Genomic DNA, 17,243 nt, shown 5'->3' with positions numbered 1-17,243 from the left:
ACATGGAATGAACTGCTGGGAATCCGACTTACTGATAGTAGACGATGCCTTGCTCGATGTCGGCACGGGCATTACGCTCGGCGTCATCAAGGGCGTTACCTTGCGTAGCAAAGCCGTAGGCAGTCTGCACCTGATAGGCACCTACTTTTTTCATGCCTTGACGGGTCGGACGATGAATCTCGTAAAACGCGTCCCACCGGGCGTTGTCACGCTCCACGGCATGGACGATGTACTGGAATTCTTGATATTGCGTTGTTTTCATTTTGTATCCTTCTTACTGCATAAAATTTGACTAATAACTATCCCTCTCGAATCGGCTTACGGTGATGAGAGTGCAGATTTGCACAAATGTTTCCGTGAAGTGCACGCAGCCTATCGGGCAAATATGACAAGCACACGACATTCGCGTGACTGACATACGACAGACGGCACTGCTGAACGCTGCATACGGCACAAGACCCTATGCACACCGTCATTGCGCAACGTAAGGCGCAACGGGGGGCGTTCTGTGTACGACTTCCTGTTTCGGGGAACGATGCACTGCCGCCCGGTCGAGGGCAGCAACAAGAACGTTGGTCACGTGGAATCGCGCCAATCATTCAGGGCGACATGGGGTAGCACGGTCGTGCGGCACATGTGTAGTGATAATCGTGCCACACGTTGGCTATCTTCCGGACGGGGTCTGAACCTGCCCGGCAATTCATGCCACGGGGGACTGCCACTCATTGAATCCGAAGATGACGGAAAAATGAGTACAGTTCGCGAATGATAACAGAAAAATCCTGCTCGTGCACCGAAGCGGCGCAATCCCGAACTGTGGCTACGGCGTGGCCGTGCGGTCCTCTATTTGGGCCAGTACCCAGTACATATAGCCCGCGAACGCCCCGAAGATCACGTGCCCGGCGACCATCGTCCAGCCGCGCGACTCGATGAACCACGGAAACAACTGCGTCATGATGTGAAAGTTGACGGCGTAGACGACGAGCCCGAAGACCCCGCCCGCAACCGACACCGTGACCACATCCGAGTCCAGCCGGAACGGCGCGATGATCGCGCCCAGCACCACGCCAAGCACGACGCCGATGGCCGCGTGGACCAGGAGCGCCATGGAGACGATGGAAAGGTCGAACGTGGCCGGCTGAGACAGAATGCCCGGGCCCAGCACAATGGCCGCGACCATTCGAGGCGGCACCCACGGGCTCTGGCCTGAGACCAGCAGCACCATGAGCATTTCCACCGCAGAGAAGAAGGCGCAGGCGACAAAGCCGGCAATAGCGGCCGCCACCCAGTCGGGCGAGCGGTGCGTGTAGCGATGCGAATGGAGGTGCAGTTCCATGATGTCCTCCCTTGAGGGTCACTCACAGGCCGCCGGTAGCACCGGCAGTCTTTTCAGGATAGAACAATCCGGGCGCGGCAACGGCTGGCCCGCGCTATATACTTGGTGTCGCAGCCCGCCGCCGGCGGGACTTTCGGGAGATATCGCATGTCCAGTCTTATAGGCTTGCTCGTCGCTATCGTGCTCGTTGGGATTCCCGTCTGGCGCATTCTGACCCGGCTCGGCCTGTCGCCATGGTTGACGGTACTGGCCTTCATCCCGGTCGTGAACATCATTTCTCTCTGGCTGCTGTCCTACGCCGACTGGCCGGCACAGCGCACCGCAGTCCAGGCACCGAACGTCTGACCCCTGAGCGCCGGTGCCCCGCGCGCGCGAGGCACCGGCCGCCTGCCCGCATGTGCGAGTGGATGCCCGTCCGGACCACTTCCCGACGCCACGTTCTCCGCGTTTCCAGGGGTCAACTCCACGCAGCCTCCACATCCCCGCCGTGTTGCCGCGCGAACGCTCGCCCGTGGTGCAATGCGGTACGGTAGAATATTCGCCAAACTCCAAACACTGGTCAGGCATGAGCACAGAGCTGAACGCGGCATCCAATTTCATCCGCAATATCATTGACGAAGACAATCGCTCGGGCAAATGGGGCCAGCGCGTTGAGACGCGCTTCCCGCCTGAGCCCAATGGCTATCTGCACATCGGTCACGCCAAGGCCATCTGCGTGAACTTCGGGATGGCGCGCGACTACGATGGCGTGTGCCATCTGCGCTTCGACGACACAAACCCGGAAAAGGAAGAAACCGAATACGTCGACTCGATCATTGAAATGGTCAAGTGGCTCGGTTTCAGCTATCAGACGCCGAAGAAGGAACACCTCTACTTCGCAAGCGACTACTTCGATAAGCTGTATCAGGGCGCCGAGATCCTGATTCAGCGCGGCAAGGCGTACGTCGACAGCCAAAGCGCCGACGACATGCGCGCCAACCGTGGCACGCTGACCGAGCCGGGCAAGGATTCGCCGTTCCGCAACCGTTCGGTCGAAGAGAACCTCGATCTGTTCCGCCGCATGCGTGCAGGCGAATTTGCCGACGGCACGCACGTGCTGCGCGCCAAGATCGACATGACCTCGCCGAACATCAACCTGCGCGACCCGGCCATCTACCGCATCCGTCACGCGCATCACCATCGTACGGGCGACGCCTGGTGCCTCTACCCGATGTACACCTATGCGCACCCGCTCGAAGATGCCATCGAGAACATCACGCACAGCCTGTGCACGCTGGAGTTCGAAGATCAGCGTCCGTTCTACGACTGGGTGCTGGGCGAACTGGCCGATGCCGGCATGTTCACGCGTCCGACGCCGCAGCAAATCGAATTCGCGCGTCTGCAACTGACTTATGCCATCACGAGCAAGCGCAAGCTACGCCAGTTGGTCGACGAAAAACACGTCGACGGTTGGGACGATCCGCGCATGCCCACACTTGTCGGACTGCGCCGTCGCGGCTTCTCGCCCGAAAGCTTGCAATTGTTCTGCGAGCGCATCGGCGTGGCGAAGTCGGCGTCGTGGATCGATATGAGCATTCTCGAGCAGGCCCTGCGCGACGACCTCGATCCGAAGGCCCCGCGTGCGACGGCAGTGCTCGATCCGCTCAAGCTCGTCATCGACAACTACCCGGAAGGCAAGCAGGAAGACTGTCAGGCACCGGTGCATCCGCACTTCCCGGAGCGCGGCATGCGCACGTTCCCGATCTCGCGCGAGTTGTGGATCGAGCGCGAAGACTTCCAGGCAGAGCCGGTGAAGGGCTTCTTCCGACTGTTCCCCGGTAACAAGGTGCGTCTGCGCTACGGTTACGTAGTGGAGTGCACGAGCTTCGATACCGATGCCAACGGCAACGTCACCGCCGTGCATTGCAACTACTTCGAAGACAGCCGTTCGGGCACGCCAGGCGCGGACAACTACAAGGTCAAGGGCAACATCCATTGGGTGAGTGCGCCGCATGCGGTTGCCGCCGAGGTGCGCATCTACGACCGGCTGTTCCTCGACCCGAACCCGGATGCTGGCGACAAGAACTTCCTCGACGCCATCAATCCGAACGCGAAGCATGTCACGCAAGCCTTTGTCGAACCGGGTCTGATGCACGTTGCACCGGAAGATCGCGTGCAGTTCGAGCGTCATGGGTACTTTGTCGCCGACCGCCACGATTCGGTGCCGGGCAAGCCGGTGTTCAACCGGATCGTATCGCTCAAGGATAGCTGGGCAGTCAAACCGGCAAAGGGCGGCGGCAAGTAATCGCCGCATAGCGACGCCCGCCGAACAAGACCCGCGCCTTCGTGCGCGGGTTTTGCTTTTCCGGGCGCGATTGATTCGCGGCAGGCGGCCGCCGCATGCGATGAAATACCGACTATAAGGCGCCGAAGCGCCAGGACAGACCGGTTCGGCGTAAGCTCGCGCTCATCGCTCGTGTGTCTTTCGGGGGGGGGGGGGGGGCGCCCACTCAGGCGCCTCACGTCGCGAGCTCACCGTCAATGCCCTCCCGAACCGCCGCGGTCCGACCATGCCAATGCCTCATCCTTCGCCCATGCCGGCATCCCCGGTGCACTTTGCGATTGAGCGCCGCTGGCTGACCGATGCGCTTCACGGCACGGTCGCGAACTTCGCACAGATCTACTTCATTCCATCGGCAGGCATCGGCCTGTTGTTGCTCGCCGTGCTCGCGCTGGCTGACTTACCTGCCGCCCTTTCCGGGTTGGCGGCAAGTGTCGCCGCATCGTGTCTGGCGATCATGCTACGGCTGCCGCGTGAGCAGCACCGCAGCGGGACACTTGGGTACAACGGCGCGTTGACCGGCATCGCTTTCGGCGCTCTGTGGCAACCCGACGCCGCGTGCGCCGCATGGCTGGTGGTTTGCGTCTGCCTGACCGTCTTCACGACGGCCGCACTCGCCCGCTACAGACTCCCTGCCCTGACCGGCCCGTTTGTGGGAGTCATGGCGCTCACATGGGCGGCGCAGCCCTGGCTGGCGCTGTTACCGCGCACCGGGGCACTCTCGTGCGACACCGGCACGCCCGGCGTCGTCTTCTGCTCGGTTGGTCAGGTCGTCTTCATGGCACCGCTAGTACTGGGTCTGCTCACCTGGTACGTGCTCGCGCTCTGGAATGTGCGCACCACGTTGTGGGCGCTGGCAGCGGGCGGCACCGTCTGGTCGGGTCTCTCCGCGCTGGCAACGATATGGCCCGCGATGGCCGGACAAGCCGGCGGGATTGGCGTGAATGCGTTTCTTGCGGCACTCGGATTGGGCGTGTTTGCACGGTGCCCCGCCTTGCGCTTTGCCGGCGCCGTTCTGGCCAGCGCCATCTGCATCACGCTTGGCCAGACGCTCGGTTCGCTGGGCTGGCCGTACTTCACCCTGCCGTTCAATCTGGCGGTCTGGATCGTCCTGAGCGCAACAGCCCAACGCCGACAGCCTGACTCCCCATAAAAAAATGCCCGGAACGTTAACGCTCCGGGCACTCGCTCATCGCAAACCCCGTGTGGTGAAGCCGCCGTCTGTGCGGCAAAGCATTCTTCAGCTTCCCCGTGTGGTTTTGGCCTGCCTTCGCTCGTTTCCGAGCAATTCTTGTTGTACTGCTTCCTCCCTGACGCCCACGAACGCCCCCCGACGTTGTGAACCGCTACCGAAGCCCAGGCCTCTTGAGTGCCCTACTCGTATCAACGGCCAGAAGCGGAAAAAGTTGACGGGGGTATACACCGATCTTTCATCACTCCGCGCCCATGTCGTCGCCGCGCTTGCCGGAAACGGCCGGTGTCTTCACGACAGCGTACCGTGCAAGTGTCTCCTTTCGGGCCACGTCGTGAGCAACTACCGGTTGCGGATAGTCGCGCCCCAGCGTGACCTTGGCGTCAAGCAGCGTCTGCGCATCCGCTCGCCACGGCGCATGCAACGCCTTGTCCGGCAGATCGGCCAGCTCCGGCACATACTTCCGGATGAAACGGCCGTGTGGGTCGAACGTCTCCGACTGGGTTGTCGGATTGAAGATGCGGAAATACGGTTGCGCATCGCACCCGGTCGACGCCGCCCATTGCCAGCCACCGTTATTCGCCGCCAAATCGAAATCGTTCAGGGCGCGTGCAAAATACGCCTCGCCCCGTCGCCAATCGATGCCCAGGTCCTTGACCAGAAAGCTTGCCGTGACCATGCGAAGGCGGTTGTGCATATAGCCCGTCTGGTTGATCTGACGCATGGCGGCATCCACCAGCGGATACCCCGTTCGGCCCTCGCACCAGGCTTGAAAATTCGCGTCGGCTGCCGTCCCCGAAGCCCATTCGATAGCGTCGTAAGCGGGTTTGAACGCTTGCCCGGCGACATGCGGATAATGGTGCAGGATCATGAAATAGAACTCGCGCCAGATGAGTTCACTCAGCCATTTCTGGGCGCCACTTCCGGCATCCCCCTCCCGGAGCATTGCAGCATGGGCTTCGCGAGCGAGCGTGCGAATCGAGACCGTGCCGAAACGCAGATGCACCGACAGATAGCTCGGTCCGCGCACGGCGGGATAATCGCGTCGCTCGTGGTAATGCGCCATACGCGGCAGAAAATCGTCCAGCAGTTGGCGAGCGCCTGACTCCCCGGCCGGAACCGACATCCGGCGAGATTCCGGCACGTCGAAACCCAATGACGCGAGCGAAGGAAGTGCCTCGGCGCCGTTCGGCGGCACGGCCAGATGTTCCAGATCACGCGTGCGCCCGTGAGGCGCCAGATCGACCGGACGCACCTGCTTCAACCATGCCCGCTGGTAAGGCGTGAACACGCTGTACGGCTCACCCTGCGCCGTGAGAATCTCGCTGGCCTCGAAGATCACCTGATCCTTGAGCGCCTCGAATGCAATGCCGAGATCGTCGAGCGAGCGCGCCACGGAACGATCACGCGCTACCGCCGCCGGTTCGTAGTCCCGGCCGGCAAAGACGGCCTGAACGCCAAGCGACTTCGCCAGCGAGGGAATCGCTACGGCGGGATCGTCGTGACGCACGATCAGTGCGCCCCCGGCATCCTCCAGGGTGCGAGCCAATTCGGCCACGCTGTCGTGAATGAATGCGACACGGCGATCGTCGGACGGCAGATATTTAAGAATCGTCGTGTCGAAAACAAACACGACATACACCTCGCGGCACGTTGACAGCGCCTGCGTCAACGTTGCGTTATCGGTGCAGCGCAGATCGCGCCGCATCCAGACCAGCCCTTTTTCGAATTCGCTCATGTCGGATTTGCGCGACATCCGCGCGCCGTTGTCGGTTGATTCGGGACGAATCCGCCAAATCCCTTACCATAGCGAGATCGCGGACTTCATGCCATCGGCCTCGATTACCTCATGACTCGGAAGTTTCCGAATTTGGCCCGCACGCGCCTTGTCGTGCCCGCCCTGTTCTGTGTCGCCACCGTGCTGCTTGTCACTGGCTGCGCCACCCCATCGAAACCGAACACCACGCCTGCTGCGACGCGTCCTCCCGCGCCCGACCCCGCCACCTTGCGTGAGCGTCATCTGGCCGCCGCCGACGCCGCGGCCGACCAGTACCGGACATGCCTCTACGGCCATGTCGCGCGCTATATCGATCTTGTGCCCGATTCTGCCCGGCTGGCGGATGAAGCTGCCGCAGAGTGCGCGCCGATCACCGAGCGATTCCACCGCGAGCGGCAGGCCGCCATTGTGACGTACACCTCAGCAACCGACGCCTCGCAGCAAGCCGATGCCGCCACGTTCTCGCTCAAGGCCGACGGCTTGCGGGTCGCGCGGGCTCGCGCCACGGAGTTGCGCGCGCTACGGTGAGGGGGCGTGCGATCTCTCGGCAAACCTACGTAGTCCCCCCGACGTGCTTTCCCTAATCGGGCAAGCCCCGATTGGCGAATGACCCGTCGCTGACCAAAATGAAATCGCCCTCTTACGTCCTTTTGAGGGTACTGCGACAACGTCATTTGCCCGCTTCGGCGGGCATTTTTCTTCGGTATCCGCAGGATTTTGGCCGTGACGTCCGGGACGAGGAGGCTACGATGTGCATCTTCTGCAGACGCAGGATGGATGTCACTTGCCGTCGCGCTCATGCGGCGCCGGCGCGTCCCCGTTAGACGAAGGCTCTTGCAACTCGTCGTGCCCCAGCCAACGGTGCGCGAGCGCTTCGATCCGCCCGCCGAGTGCTAACACGATAAGCAGTAGCAGCATCGCCACCAGCGCGATATGCCAGCGGCCCAGACCGCAAATGATGCCGATCCCGGTCGTACTCCATAACGCCGCCGCCGTGGTGAACCCATGCACCGACGCACTGTGACTCGGACGGATGATGCAACCCGCGCCAAGAAAACCGATGCCGGCGACGATGCCCTGTATCACCCGGCTGACCGACGAGTTGTCGTAGCTCAGCGACGACCCCGGAAACGGCACAACCGCCAGCACGAACAACGCCGAGCCGAACGACACGATTGCCAGCGTTCGCAAGCCGACAGATTTGTGATGCAAATTTCGATTGAGCCCGACGAGGCCGCCAAGAATCAATGCCGCCGCCAGCCGCAATGTGACTTCGATGATCTCCGCCATCCCTCATCTCGCTCGCGCGATCTATGCCTGTGATGCCGCATTATCGCCCAGCGGCGGCGCGGTGAGTGAGGTGCAGCTCTGCTCGTCGTCGAAAAGTCGCAACTGGCGTGCCGCCTGCGCTTCCAGCAGGCGCACGCCCACGCCCATCAGGCGCACCGGGCGGCGTTTGCGGCCCACCGCTTCCGCCAGCAACTCCCGGCATTGCACGGGGTCGACACCCAGTGCACCGGCTTCGGCAGTCGTGCGCGAGAAGTCGGCGAAACGGATTTTCACGAAGATCTTCGCGATGGCCAGCGGCTCGCTGCGACGCGCGCGCTCAACGCGCTCGAACAATTGACGAAGCAGCGGCTCGAGTGCCGTCTCGCATTCGGCGAGCGTTCGCAGATCGCGCGTGTAGGTCGTCTCGACACTGATCGATTTTCGTTCGCGATCCGGACTCACTTCGCGCGTGTCGATGCCACGGCAGCGCTCGAACAGACGTTGGCCGAACACGCCGAACCGCTCGGTGAGATTGGTCATCGAGTGACTTCGCAAGTCACCGCACGAATCCACGCCCAGTGCGCGGAGCTTCTCCGCCGTCACCTTGCCCACGCCGAACAGGCGCTCGACGGGCAGCGCAGCCACGAACGCATCGACCTGCGCGGGCTTGACGACGAACATGCCGTCGGGCTTGCGCCAATCGCTGGCGATCTTGGCGATGAACTTGTTCGGCGCCACCCCGGCCGAGACGGTCAGCCCGACTTCTGCGGCAACGCGAGCGCGAATCTCGCGGGCAATCAACGTCGCGGAGCCATCGCAATGCGCGCTATCTGTGACATCCAGATACGCCTCGTCCAGCGAAAGCGGTTCAACGAGATCCGTGTAATCGCGATAGATCGCCATGATGCGCTGCGAGGCTTCCTGATACCGGCTCATCCTCGGGGGAATGATGCGCAGCACCGGACACAGCTTGATCGCCTGAGCCGACGGCATGGCGGAGCGCACGCCAAAGGCGCGCGCCTCATAATTGCATGTGGCGACCACACCTCGCTGATCCGGCTGGCCACCGACGGCCAGTGGAATTCCCCGCAACGACGGATCGTCACGCATCTCGACAGAAGCGTAAAAGCAGTCGGCGTCGCAGTGAATGATCTTGCGTATTGGGGAGGACATGGCAGGCGGCGAAAACACTGTGCAAATATACAGCATTCGCGCAACATTTGCGCCCCATCAGTGACGTCCCATCATCGCACAGGCAGGAACTGGAGAAACTGCGCGCCGAGTAAATTCTGGGCATAGCCGATGCCCGCACGGCGGTACTTTTCGTCGAGCATCTCGGCCAGCAGGTCGAGGCGGCCGATGACCTTGCCGAACTCCCGTTCAAAGCTCACGTTGCGCACATCAGCGATTTCGTTCGCCAGCAATAACGGATTGCCTGCGGGGTCACGACGGCTCGCCAACAGCCACGCGGCAATTTCCACGTTGCGCGCCGCGTTATAGATCCGCTGCGCATCGAGACCATCGCTCAGATAAAACACGGTCGTTCCACCGTGCGCGGTGATGATCGTGTCCGACAGGCTGAAGACGAAAGCGGCCACGCGATCGCCATCGAACGTCGGGGCGAGCGAGAGAGACAGCGCCTTCACGTCGCGCAGATCCTGTAGCGCCGGCACGCTACGCCGCCCTTCGACGGCAGCGCGCAATTGCGTCATCGCCTGGGCCTGACTCGTGGCCCCGCTCTTGCGCCATTCGCGCGGGTTACGCCTGTAGAGCTTGTCGGCCAACACGTACAAGCTCTCGAGATTGGCCCGCATACCCAATGTCGCCATGCGATTGATATCCGTCTGCGCAAGATCGGCCGCCGTCATCGCTGTCGAGCGAACTTTCCCGTGATCTGCCGGTGCGTCCTGATAGGACACACATCCGGTCATCGCCGCGCTTGCCACCGTACTGACGAGCGCGAACGCCAATCGTCCTCTCGCAGCGCGGGTGAACCAGTGTCGATGTCGATGTAAGGCGAGCCGTCGAGTCATGAGCGTATCGGTGTCGGTAAGCGACGACTCTACGCGATGGAAGGCCGCACCTCGCGCCTCACCTCCCTGAAAAATTGTGACATTCGGTAACCTGCCGTGCCCCGGCATCAGGGCATGAGCGCCTCGCGTGTCTGAACAAACAGCGGGTGCGTCATGGCTTCCTCCAGACGTAACACCGGCGTGACGCAGCAATCGGCATCGGCAAAGCGCAACGTCCAATCGGCCTGCGATGCGCTTGCAAACACCGCCGCAAGCTCACCCTGAAGGGCGCGCGCATCGTCGCCGCCAATGACCTGGCCCAGCGACCAGTGCCGCGACTTCCAGTCGCTGCGCCCGAGTACGTCGCACAAGGTCTGCCAGAACTTGAGTTCGAGTGCCCCCACGGCCATGTAGCGTTCGTCCTGAGTGCGATACACCTGATAGCAAGGCACACCGCCGTTGAGCAAATCTGTGCCCGCCCGCGACACGTGCCCCTGCCGGTGCAACGCCACGGCGGGGACGAGGTTCGCGCGAAACACCTCGTGCGTCATCGAAATATCCAGCCACCGGCCACGCCCTGTGCGCTGTGCGAAGACGAGCGCCGCCAACACGGCTTGCGCCGCCGCCTGCCCGCCGCCGTACAAGTCACCAATCTGGAAGTTCGGGACGATAGGCGCGTCCGCCGTGTCCCCCAGCTGGTCGAGCACCCCCGCATAGCCGATGTAGTTGATATCGTGCCCCGCCGCCTGCGCCATCGGTCCATGCTGCCCGTAGCCCGAAATCGACGCCATCACCAGCGAGGGTCTGAGGCGCGCAAGCGTCTCATAGCCGAAGCCAAGCCGTGCCATCACGCCGGGGCGAAATCCTTCGAGCAGTACGTCGGCACGAGACACCCAATCCTGAAACGTCGCGCGATCGGCATCGTTCTTGAGGTCGAGCCGCTCCACCGATTTGCCGCGATTGAGCAGACGCCAGAACGCGCTCGGCGGTGGCTCGTCCTCGCCGAGCATCATCTCGCGGGCGTAGTCGCCAGCGCCCTTGTCCTCGATCTTGATGACCTGCGCGCCCAGTTCGGCGAGACGAAGGCCGGCGAGCGGACCGGGTAACAGACGGGTGAGATCCAGAACGGTAATGCCGGCAAGCGGTGCGTCGGCCAAGGCAGACGGTGCCGACGATTCACGTGCGTGAGATAGATCGAACGATGCGGTCATGGCGTGCAGAGAAGGAGTGAGCGGCGATGCCCACACCGTACCGCGCCGTGCCGTCCGCCCGCAAGCAGACGACACGCCATCCTCGCTCGGAAAATGCCGAATTCAGCCTCGACTGGCGCCGTCTTCCCACAAAACGGGACCGGTGTGATCATTGGCGCCGGAGGCATTGTCCGGCAGGGTTTCATGCACCGGTCCCGCCACCACCCCCTCGCTCAACAGACGGGCGATCTGGGTATCCAGATACCCCAGATCGCGCAGGATTTCACCCGTATGCTCACCCGCCGCCGGTAGGGCACGGCGCGCCGGCAAGCGTTGCCCCGCCATCGTGATCGGTAGCAGCGGCACCTGCGTGTGTTCGCCGTTCTCAGTCACCAGATCGCCCAATCCGCCGCTCGCGAGCAGATGCGGATCGTCGAACAGCGCCTGCGGCGCGACGATCGGCGCGAACGGCAGACCGTGACGCTCGAACGCGGCCGCCAGATAGCTCGCGTCGAACCCTTGCGCCATCTCGCGCAACAAGGGCAGTAGCCAGTCGCGCGCCAGTACCCGGTCGTTATTGGTCGCGAGCCGCGCATCGTCGGCCAGATCCTGACGGCCGAACACGTCGCAGAACGTTCGCCATTGGGTGTCGCTCACGACAGCGAGGAAGATCTGCACGCCGTCGCGTGCCGTGAACACATCGTAGATCCCCCAGGCCGACAGGCGCGCAGGCATCGGGTCGGGTGCCACTCCCGTCACGGCATACTGCTGCATGTGCTGCGCCGCGAGCAGCACGCAGTTCTCGAACAGCGCGCCTTGCACCTCCTGCCCGCGCCCGGTCGTCTTGCGTTCATACAGCGCCGCCAGCGCGGCGAGGGCACCGAACACACCGCCCATGATGTCGTTGACCGACGCCCCTGCGCGCAGCGGCTGCCCGGGCGGCCCGGTCATATAGGCCAGCCCGGCCATCATCTGCACCACTTCGTCGAGCGCGGTGCGCGCCGCGTAAGGGCCCGGCAAGAAGCCTTTGAGCGAGACATAGACGAGCGCCGGATTCAGACGCGACAACGTCGCGTAATCCAACCCGATCTGACGCATTCGCCCCGGCTTGAAGTTCTCGGTCAGCACGTCGGCCGTGCCCACCAGACGCAGAATCAATTCGCGCCCTTCGGGCCGGGTGATATCCACGGCCAGACTGCGCTTGTTGCGATTGAACGCGCGGAAGAAGCCCGCCCCCGTGCCCAGCAGACGCCGCGTCGCGTCGCCGCCCACGGGTTCCACTTTGATGACGTCGGCGCCGAGATCGCCGAGCACCATGCCACACGTGGGGCCCATGACCATATGGGAAAACTCCACGACGCGAATGCCTTGCAACGGCATTGGCGCCGCAGGAGATTCTTGCGGCATCGACTACCCTCCCGAACCTACTCTCGACGCTTCGCCACACGGCCGGCCTGGCGGCCTCGCAGCATGCGGGACGAATCCGTCGCGTCGTAGTTGATCGAAGCCGACGATGTACCCTGCCAGGGCACTCGCCGCCACCGTGGCCGGACTCCCCAGCCACATCTGTCCCGGCCCGGAACGTCCGGGGAAATTCCGGTTCTGCGCGCTGATGACCACTTCGCCCGGGGCGCGCGACACGCCGGGACCGGCGTTCACACACGCGCCACACCCCGGCGAGAGCATCGTCACGCCTGCCGCCGCGAACACGTCGGCGTAACCCTGTTCCTCGCACCATGCCCGCACGTCTTCGCTACCGTATTGCAGGTAGAAGCGCACCCCATCGGCCACACGATGTCCATGCGACAGCCCCCATGCGAGCACATCGTGACAAGCCCGCAGATCGTCGCGCTTGCTGCCCGTACAAGACCCGCCGTAAGCAATATCGATGGGCACCGCCGCCGTCAGATCGATCAGCGCTACGCCGTTGCCCGGATCGCCGGGACTCGCCACCATCGCCCCGAGACATGCGCAATCGATCTCGATGACGTGCGCGTATGACGCCTGCGCATCGTTGGTCATCCACGGCGCCAGCGAGAAGTCGATGCCGCGCCGCTCGCGCAGATACCGGACGGTCTCGGCATCAGGCACGATCAGCCCTGTCAACCCGCCGATCTCCGCGACCATGTTGGTCAGGGTGGCGCGCTCGTCGGTCGATAGGTGCGCCACCGCCTCACCGGCGAATTCGATGATCTGGCCGATGGCGCGGCCGTCGCGGATATACGGCAGACGCAGCAGATGCAGCGCCAGATCCTTCGCCCCCACGCCCGCCGGCAAAGACGAGCGCAGTTGCACAAGGCAGGTGCCGGGTACCGCCAGACGCGCGTCCCCCGTCAGCCAGGCGTTCGCCATTTCCGTCGCCCCGACACCGAAGGCGAACGCACCAATGGCACCGCAATGCGGCGTGTGCGAATCGGTGCCGACGATCACCTGCCCCGGCAAGGCGTAGCGCTCGAGCATCAGCGCGTGGCAAATGCCTTCCGAGCCGCCGCCGGCCGCGCGCCCGTGCAGGCGCAGATCGTGCTGCGCGCAGAATTCACGCTGCACCGTGCCAAGACGTTTCGCCGCATCCACCAATGCCGGCGGCCGGCTGGCGTCGGCGGACACCGCGTCGAGATGGGTGAGGTGGTCCTCGAAGCACAATATCGACGCCGGATCGTGCAACTCGGGCACCGCATCGCCGAAGGCGTGGCGCAGGAAGCTCACGGCCATGGGCGTCACATATTCATGGGAGAAGCGCCAGTCGGCGGGCACGAACACGGCATCGCCCGCGCGCACGCGAGCCACGCCAAGCGCCTTGGCAATGAGCTTCTCGCCGTAGGTCATCGGGCCCGGCGCATGGGCGGGACGTGGCGGTACGGTGTCTCCCGCCAGACGCCGCCGCGTGTAGCCGAACAGTCCCCCGCTGCGCACAATGGCTTCACCCAACGGATCGCAGTCCTCGAGAAAGACCTCGATCGGCACCGCTTCGCCCGCCTGCAAGCGCTCCGCAAGCGCCACATCGGTCGACATCAGCAGCCCGAGGTTTTGACAGTTCTGCGCGTAGATGCGCTCGAAACTCTCGGCAATCACCACGCGGATGCCTGCACACCACTCGGCAAACGGACTGGCCTCGCGCGACGATCCCTTACCCCGGCGCAGCCCCGCGACGGAGAGTGCAAAACCGCCTTCACGCACCGCCTTTGGCCTGACAGGAAACACTCCGGCAAGATCTGCCGAGTCGTCACTGCATCGCAATCCGACGTAAACGTAGTCGCCCAGCGTTTCGTCGAACGCCAGACAGGCCCATGCGGGCGTCATCTCGTCGGTGGAAATCTGGTCGCGCAAGGGCCCGGCTTCGGCCCGCGTCAGTGATTCGCCCGCAAGTTGCCGGGCCATGACGTCGGCACGGTCGCTCAACCACAGCACACGTCCGTTCAGTTTCACGGTAGCTTGCATGAGATCGCTCCTCGAATGTTCCCGCATGGGCTCACCCGTTTCGATCGCAAGTTCCGTGCCGAATTGTCGTGCGGCAACGTGGGGAATGTGAAGTCATGACGTCCAAACGCGCGTTCGTCAGCAAACGCTCAGGGGTACTGTCGATTCGCCTGTATCGCGAAAGTGTTGGTCCACGTGTCGCTCAACCGGATCTGCGACGGCTTGACCTCGGGGGTGAACGACGCAAGCGCCTTCAGCGCCGTGGCGGGACCGTCGGCAGGCATCATGCCGTCCGGCGAAAACGCCTCGCGGCAGTTGGCGAAGGCCTTCAGATAGAGTGTCTTGTCGCCCAGCAGATAGGGCTCCGGCACCGTCTTCAGGAGATCGGCGGCAGAGGCGTGCTGGAGCCATTTGTCCGCCCGCACGATGGCATTGGCCAGTGCCTGCACCGTACGTGGATTCTTCTGGATAAAACTCTGCGGCGCGTACATTACGGCGGCAGGCATCGGTCCGCCGAACATGGCGCGGGTGCCGGCTTGCGTACGTGTGTCGACGAGCACCTTGAGGTCGCCCGACTCCTGCAACAGCGTCATCATCGGATCGACGTTGGAGATCGCGTCGACCTGTCCGCCACGGGCTGCGGCCACCACCGTCGCATTACTCCCGACACCGACAATGGACACATCGCTCGGCTTGAGGCCCACTTTCGCGAGCGCCACGTTCACCAGCATGTGCGTGCTCGATCCCGGCGCGCTGACGCCGATGCGCATCCCCTTCAGATCCTTGACGGACTTGACCTCACCGGCCTTGGCCTTCACCACACCGAGCACCAGTTGCGGCGCCGCGCCCAACACGGCGAACGCCTGATAGGTGAGCCCCTTGGTCTGCATCAGCAGCGTGTGTTCGAAGGCGCCGGTGCCCACGTCCGCACTGCCGCCGACAACGGCCTGCAAGGCCTTCGAGCCGCCGGCGAAGTCGTCGATGGTGACGTCGAGCCCTTCATCCTTGAAGTAGCCGAGTTGTTCGGCAATGGTCAACGGCAGGTAATAGAGGCCGGGCTTTCCGCCGACGGCAATCGTAATCTTCGGCTTTTCGAGCGGCTGGGCGGGGGCGGCAGATGCCCCGGCGCTCAGGCTCAATGCGACAAGGCCTAACGCAATCAGTGTGAGAACGAAAATCAGACGTCCCACGGCATCGCGCACTCGGCGCGCTTCGGTATGTGTCATCGCGTGTCTCCTCCCGCGCAATGCGGGACACAGGCGCGCTCCGGCTCGTCGGCCGGAATCGCTATCGGCCCTGCAAAGCATCCGCTGCCACCAATGCCACGACAAGTTGTGTTTCGGCATGCCAGACATCGCCAATCACGATGCTTGCCGCTCCCCCCTGCTTCAGGCGTTACCCTCTGTTACGTTACGCGCGCACAAATGATCGACCAGCATGCGCGATGCCACAGGCAAGGCATCGTAGCGGCGCACACACACGATCAGACGCCGCTGCGCCCACGGGTCGGTGAGCGGCACGATGCGCAGCGCCTCACCGTCGGTCACTTGCGAATAGATGCCGACCGCCTCGCGCGGCGCCACCGCCAGCCCGAGATTGGCGCGCACCATGCGGCACACGGCTTCGAACGTCGATACATGAATGCGGAATTTGACGGTCTTGCCCTGCTCGGCGGCCAGGCGCCGCAGCACGGTGTACATGGCGCTGTCCGGATGCACGCCGACCTGATCGAAATCGAGCGTTTCGACGAATGCGAGTTGCTCCGCGCTGGCCAGTGGATGTTCACGGTGCAGCACGGTCACGATCTGGTCGTGGCGATAGGGAAAGACTTCGACGTCGCGGGTATCGACGGCGTCCCAGCAGATGCCGATGTCCGTGGCGCCGTCGGCCACGCCGCGCACGACCTGCGCACTGGTGTGTTCCTCGAGGTCGACTTTGACCCCATCATGCCGGCGCAGGAAAGCACCGAGTTCATCGGGCAAGGTTTCGACGATCGAGGAAACGTTGGCGAAGATGCGGATGTGGCCACGCACACCGCTGGTGTACTCGGACAGATCGCCCTGCATCTTCTCCAGACTTCGCAGCACGTTGCGCGCGTGATGCAACAAGGCCTCGCCCGCCGGAGTGGCACGCACGCCCCACTTGTGGCGCTGAAGAAGTGCGGAACCGACAAGTGATTCGAGGTCGTTGATACGCTTGCTGACGGCCGAGGGCGCGATGAATTCGCGCTCGGCAGCGCGGGCAATGCTGCTCTCTTCGCAAACGGCGACGAACAGTCGCAGCGAGACAAGATCGATCCGCCATAGCGCCATGCCTATCTCCCCAAGGCACTGCATTGACAGCGATTTTGCGGTGCATGTGGCAAAAACGCCACTCGCGACCGCCCCTGACGACGCCGGAAAACAACACCGAACCGCCGGCGAACGTTCGCAAACCATCATGAATGACTGTGAACGAACGCGGAATCCGGGAAAAACCGGTGATTCGACGACGCAAGGGGGGGAGAACGCGTCAGGCGTCGAACGGCACGAAACCGACTTCAAGGCAGCAGGTTGCAGACTGCCATCGGACGTCGGGCATCCGTCTCAAGTGCCTGCGCCGGCCCCTCCCAGGACAACCACTAGCGCATCGCTCCTGCGAGCAGAACGGCAGCCCAGCCGCCGTCCGCCGTGTCGAACGATACCTCGGGCGGTGGTGCCGACGCCAAGGCCATGAACAGCCAACATTTGC

The 17,243-nt window shown here is 63.3% G+C and carries 15 protein-coding genes; 4 read left to right on the top strand and 11 right to left on the bottom strand.

The genetic code is table 11. The features are described from left to right. Positions 1-28 precede the first annotated feature (28 nt). Together PCO31110_RS11930 and PCO31110_RS11925 are read right to left on the bottom strand one after the other, a co-directional pair. Entirely contained in the window at positions 29-262 is a 234-nt protein-coding gene (locus PCO31110_RS11930) for a hypothetical protein (RefSeq protein ID WP_010807501.1), read from the bottom strand. A 558-nt stretch (positions 263-820) separates the two neighbouring features. Continuing rightward, positions 821-1,336 (bottom strand): hypothetical protein, encoded by a 516-nt coding sequence (locus tag PCO31110_RS11925; RefSeq protein WP_010807502.1) that lies wholly within the window; start codon positions 1,334-1,336, stop codon positions 821-823. A 147-nt stretch (positions 1,337-1,483) separates the two neighbouring features. On the opposite strand from PCO31110_RS11925, the gene PCO31110_RS11920 reads away from it, so the two are divergent. The 3 genes from PCO31110_RS11920 to PCO31110_RS11910 all read left to right on the top strand — a co-directional run bounded on the left by PCO31110_RS11920 (position 1,484) and on the right by PCO31110_RS11910 (position 4,809). Beyond that, positions 1,484-1,681, top strand: a complete 198-nt coding sequence (locus PCO31110_RS11920) for a hypothetical protein (protein WP_010807503.1) — start codon at positions 1,484-1,486, stop codon at positions 1,679-1,681. A gap of 220 nt (positions 1,682-1,901) precedes the next feature. Continuing rightward, positions 1,902-3,620: a glutamine--tRNA ligase/YqeY domain fusion protein gene (locus tag PCO31110_RS11915; protein WP_150690528.1), complete on the top strand. Its 1,719-nt coding sequence runs from the start codon at positions 1,902-1,904 to the stop codon at positions 3,618-3,620. Between the two features lie 271 nt (positions 3,621-3,891). Then, the gene (locus PCO31110_RS11910; RefSeq protein ID WP_174979535.1) at positions 3,892-4,809 is read left to right on the top strand and encodes an urea transporter; all 918 of its coding nucleotides are present in this window, start codon (positions 3,892-3,894) and stop codon (positions 4,807-4,809) included. Between the two features lie 280 nt (positions 4,810-5,089). On the opposite strand, the gene PCO31110_RS11905 is transcribed toward PCO31110_RS11910, so the two are convergent. Further along, the gene (locus PCO31110_RS11905; protein ID WP_150690526.1) at positions 5,090-6,586 is read right to left on the bottom strand and encodes a cryptochrome/photolyase family protein; all 1,497 of its coding nucleotides are present in this window, start codon (positions 6,584-6,586) and stop codon (positions 5,090-5,092) included. Between the two features lie 111 nt (positions 6,587-6,697). Here PCO31110_RS11905 and PCO31110_RS11900 point away from each other — a divergent pair, with 111 nt between their 5' ends. Continuing rightward, complete coding sequence (locus tag PCO31110_RS11900) at positions 6,698-7,153, top strand: hypothetical protein (protein WP_010807507.1); 456 nt, start codon at positions 6,698-6,700, stop codon at positions 7,151-7,153. A gap of 252 nt (positions 7,154-7,405) precedes the next feature. On the opposite strand, the gene PCO31110_RS11895 is transcribed toward PCO31110_RS11900, so the two are convergent. The 8 genes from PCO31110_RS11895 to PCO31110_RS11860 all read right to left on the bottom strand — a co-directional run bounded on the left by PCO31110_RS11895 (position 7,406) and on the right by PCO31110_RS11860 (position 16,825). Beyond that, complete coding sequence (locus PCO31110_RS11895; protein WP_150690525.1) at positions 7,406-7,915, bottom strand: MgtC/SapB family protein; 510 nt, start codon at positions 7,913-7,915, stop codon at positions 7,406-7,408. 21 nt (positions 7,916-7,936) lie between these two features. Continuing rightward, positions 7,937-9,067, bottom strand: a complete 1,131-nt coding sequence (gene dinB / locus PCO31110_RS11890) for a DNA polymerase IV (RefSeq protein ID WP_036661192.1) — start codon at positions 9,065-9,067, stop codon at positions 7,937-7,939. 71 nt (positions 9,068-9,138) lie between these two features. Beyond that, entirely contained in the window at positions 9,139-9,825 is a 687-nt protein-coding gene (locus PCO31110_RS11885; protein WP_144265685.1) for a hypothetical protein, read from the bottom strand. A gap of 209 nt (positions 9,826-10,034) precedes the next feature. Next, complete coding sequence (locus tag PCO31110_RS11880; protein WP_150690524.1) at positions 10,035-11,117, bottom strand: CaiB/BaiF CoA transferase family protein; 1,083 nt, start codon at positions 11,115-11,117, stop codon at positions 10,035-10,037. 102 nt (positions 11,118-11,219) lie between these two features. Next, positions 11,220-12,503 carry a CaiB/BaiF CoA transferase family protein gene (locus PCO31110_RS11875; protein ID WP_150690523.1) on the bottom strand — a complete coding sequence of 428 codons (1,284 nt, stop codon included), beginning with the start codon at positions 12,501-12,503 and terminating at the stop codon, positions 11,220-11,222. Between the two features lie 3 nt (positions 12,504-12,506). After that, positions 12,507-14,534: an aconitase family protein gene (locus PCO31110_RS11870; protein ID WP_150690522.1), complete on the bottom strand. Its 2,028-nt coding sequence runs from the start codon at positions 14,532-14,534 to the stop codon at positions 12,507-12,509. A 128-nt stretch (positions 14,535-14,662) separates the two neighbouring features. After that, on the bottom strand, positions 14,663-15,739 hold the full coding sequence (locus PCO31110_RS11865; RefSeq protein ID WP_174979533.1) for an ABC transporter substrate-binding protein: 1,077 nt from the start codon (positions 15,737-15,739) through the stop codon (positions 14,663-14,665). A 162-nt stretch (positions 15,740-15,901) separates the two neighbouring features. Next, complete coding sequence (locus tag PCO31110_RS11860) at positions 15,902-16,825, bottom strand: LysR family transcriptional regulator (protein ID WP_010807515.1); 924 nt, start codon at positions 16,823-16,825, stop codon at positions 15,902-15,904. Between the last annotated feature and the right edge of the window lie 418 nt (positions 16,826-17,243).

The organism is Pandoraea communis (assembly GCF_902459745.1).
Lineage (GTDB): Bacteria > Pseudomonadota > Gammaproteobacteria > Burkholderiales > Burkholderiaceae > Pandoraea > Pandoraea communis.
Note: the sequence above shows the minus strand (reverse complement) of the source record. Positions and strands in the feature narration are given on the sequence as shown.

Bases quoted from the DNA above. Each gene is read 5' to 3' on its own strand.
- PCO31110_RS11905 (WP_150690526.1), bottom strand. From the start codon at position 6,586: ATGAGCGAATTCGAAAAAGGGCTGGTCTGGATGCGGCGCGATCTGCGC.
- dinB (WP_036661192.1), bottom strand. From the start codon at position 9,067: ATGTCCTCCCCAATACGCAAGATCATTCACTGCGACGCCGACTGCTTT.
- PCO31110_RS11875 (WP_150690523.1), bottom strand. From the start codon at position 12,503: ATGCCGCAAGAATCTCCTGCGGCGCCAATGCCGTTGCAAGGCATTCGC.
- PCO31110_RS11910 (WP_174979535.1), top strand. From the start codon at position 3,892: ATGCCTCATCCTTCGCCCATGCCGGCATCCCCGGTGCACTTTGCGATT.
- PCO31110_RS11915 (WP_150690528.1), top strand. From the start codon at position 1,902: ATGAGCACAGAGCTGAACGCGGCATCCAATTTCATCCGCAATATCATT.
- PCO31110_RS11895 (WP_150690525.1), bottom strand. From the start codon at position 7,915: ATGGCGGAGATCATCGAAGTCACATTGCGGCTGGCGGCGGCATTGATT.
- PCO31110_RS11865 (WP_174979533.1), bottom strand. From the start codon at position 15,739: ATGACACATACCGAAGCGCGCCGAGTGCGCGATGCCGTGGGACGTCTG.
- PCO31110_RS11885 (WP_144265685.1), bottom strand. From the start codon at position 9,825: ATGACCGGATGTGTGTCCTATCAGGACGCACCGGCAGATCACGGGAAA.
- PCO31110_RS11860 (WP_010807515.1), bottom strand. From the start codon at position 16,825: ATGGCGCTATGGCGGATCGATCTTGTCTCGCTGCGACTGTTCGTCGCC.
- PCO31110_RS11925 (WP_010807502.1), bottom strand. From the start codon at position 1,336: ATGGAACTGCACCTCCATTCGCATCGCTACACGCACCGCTCGCCCGAC.
- PCO31110_RS11930 (WP_010807501.1), bottom strand. From the start codon at position 262: ATGAAAACAACGCAATATCAAGAATTCCAGTACATCGTCCATGCCGTG.
- PCO31110_RS11870 (WP_150690522.1), bottom strand. From the start codon at position 14,534: ATGCAAGCTACCGTGAAACTGAACGGACGTGTGCTGTGGTTGAGCGAC.
- PCO31110_RS11920 (WP_010807503.1), top strand. From the start codon at position 1,484: ATGTCCAGTCTTATAGGCTTGCTCGTCGCTATCGTGCTCGTTGGGATT.
- PCO31110_RS11900 (WP_010807507.1), top strand. From the start codon at position 6,698: ATGACTCGGAAGTTTCCGAATTTGGCCCGCACGCGCCTTGTCGTGCCC.
- PCO31110_RS11880 (WP_150690524.1), bottom strand. From the start codon at position 11,117: ATGACCGCATCGTTCGATCTATCTCACGCACGTGAATCGTCGGCACCG.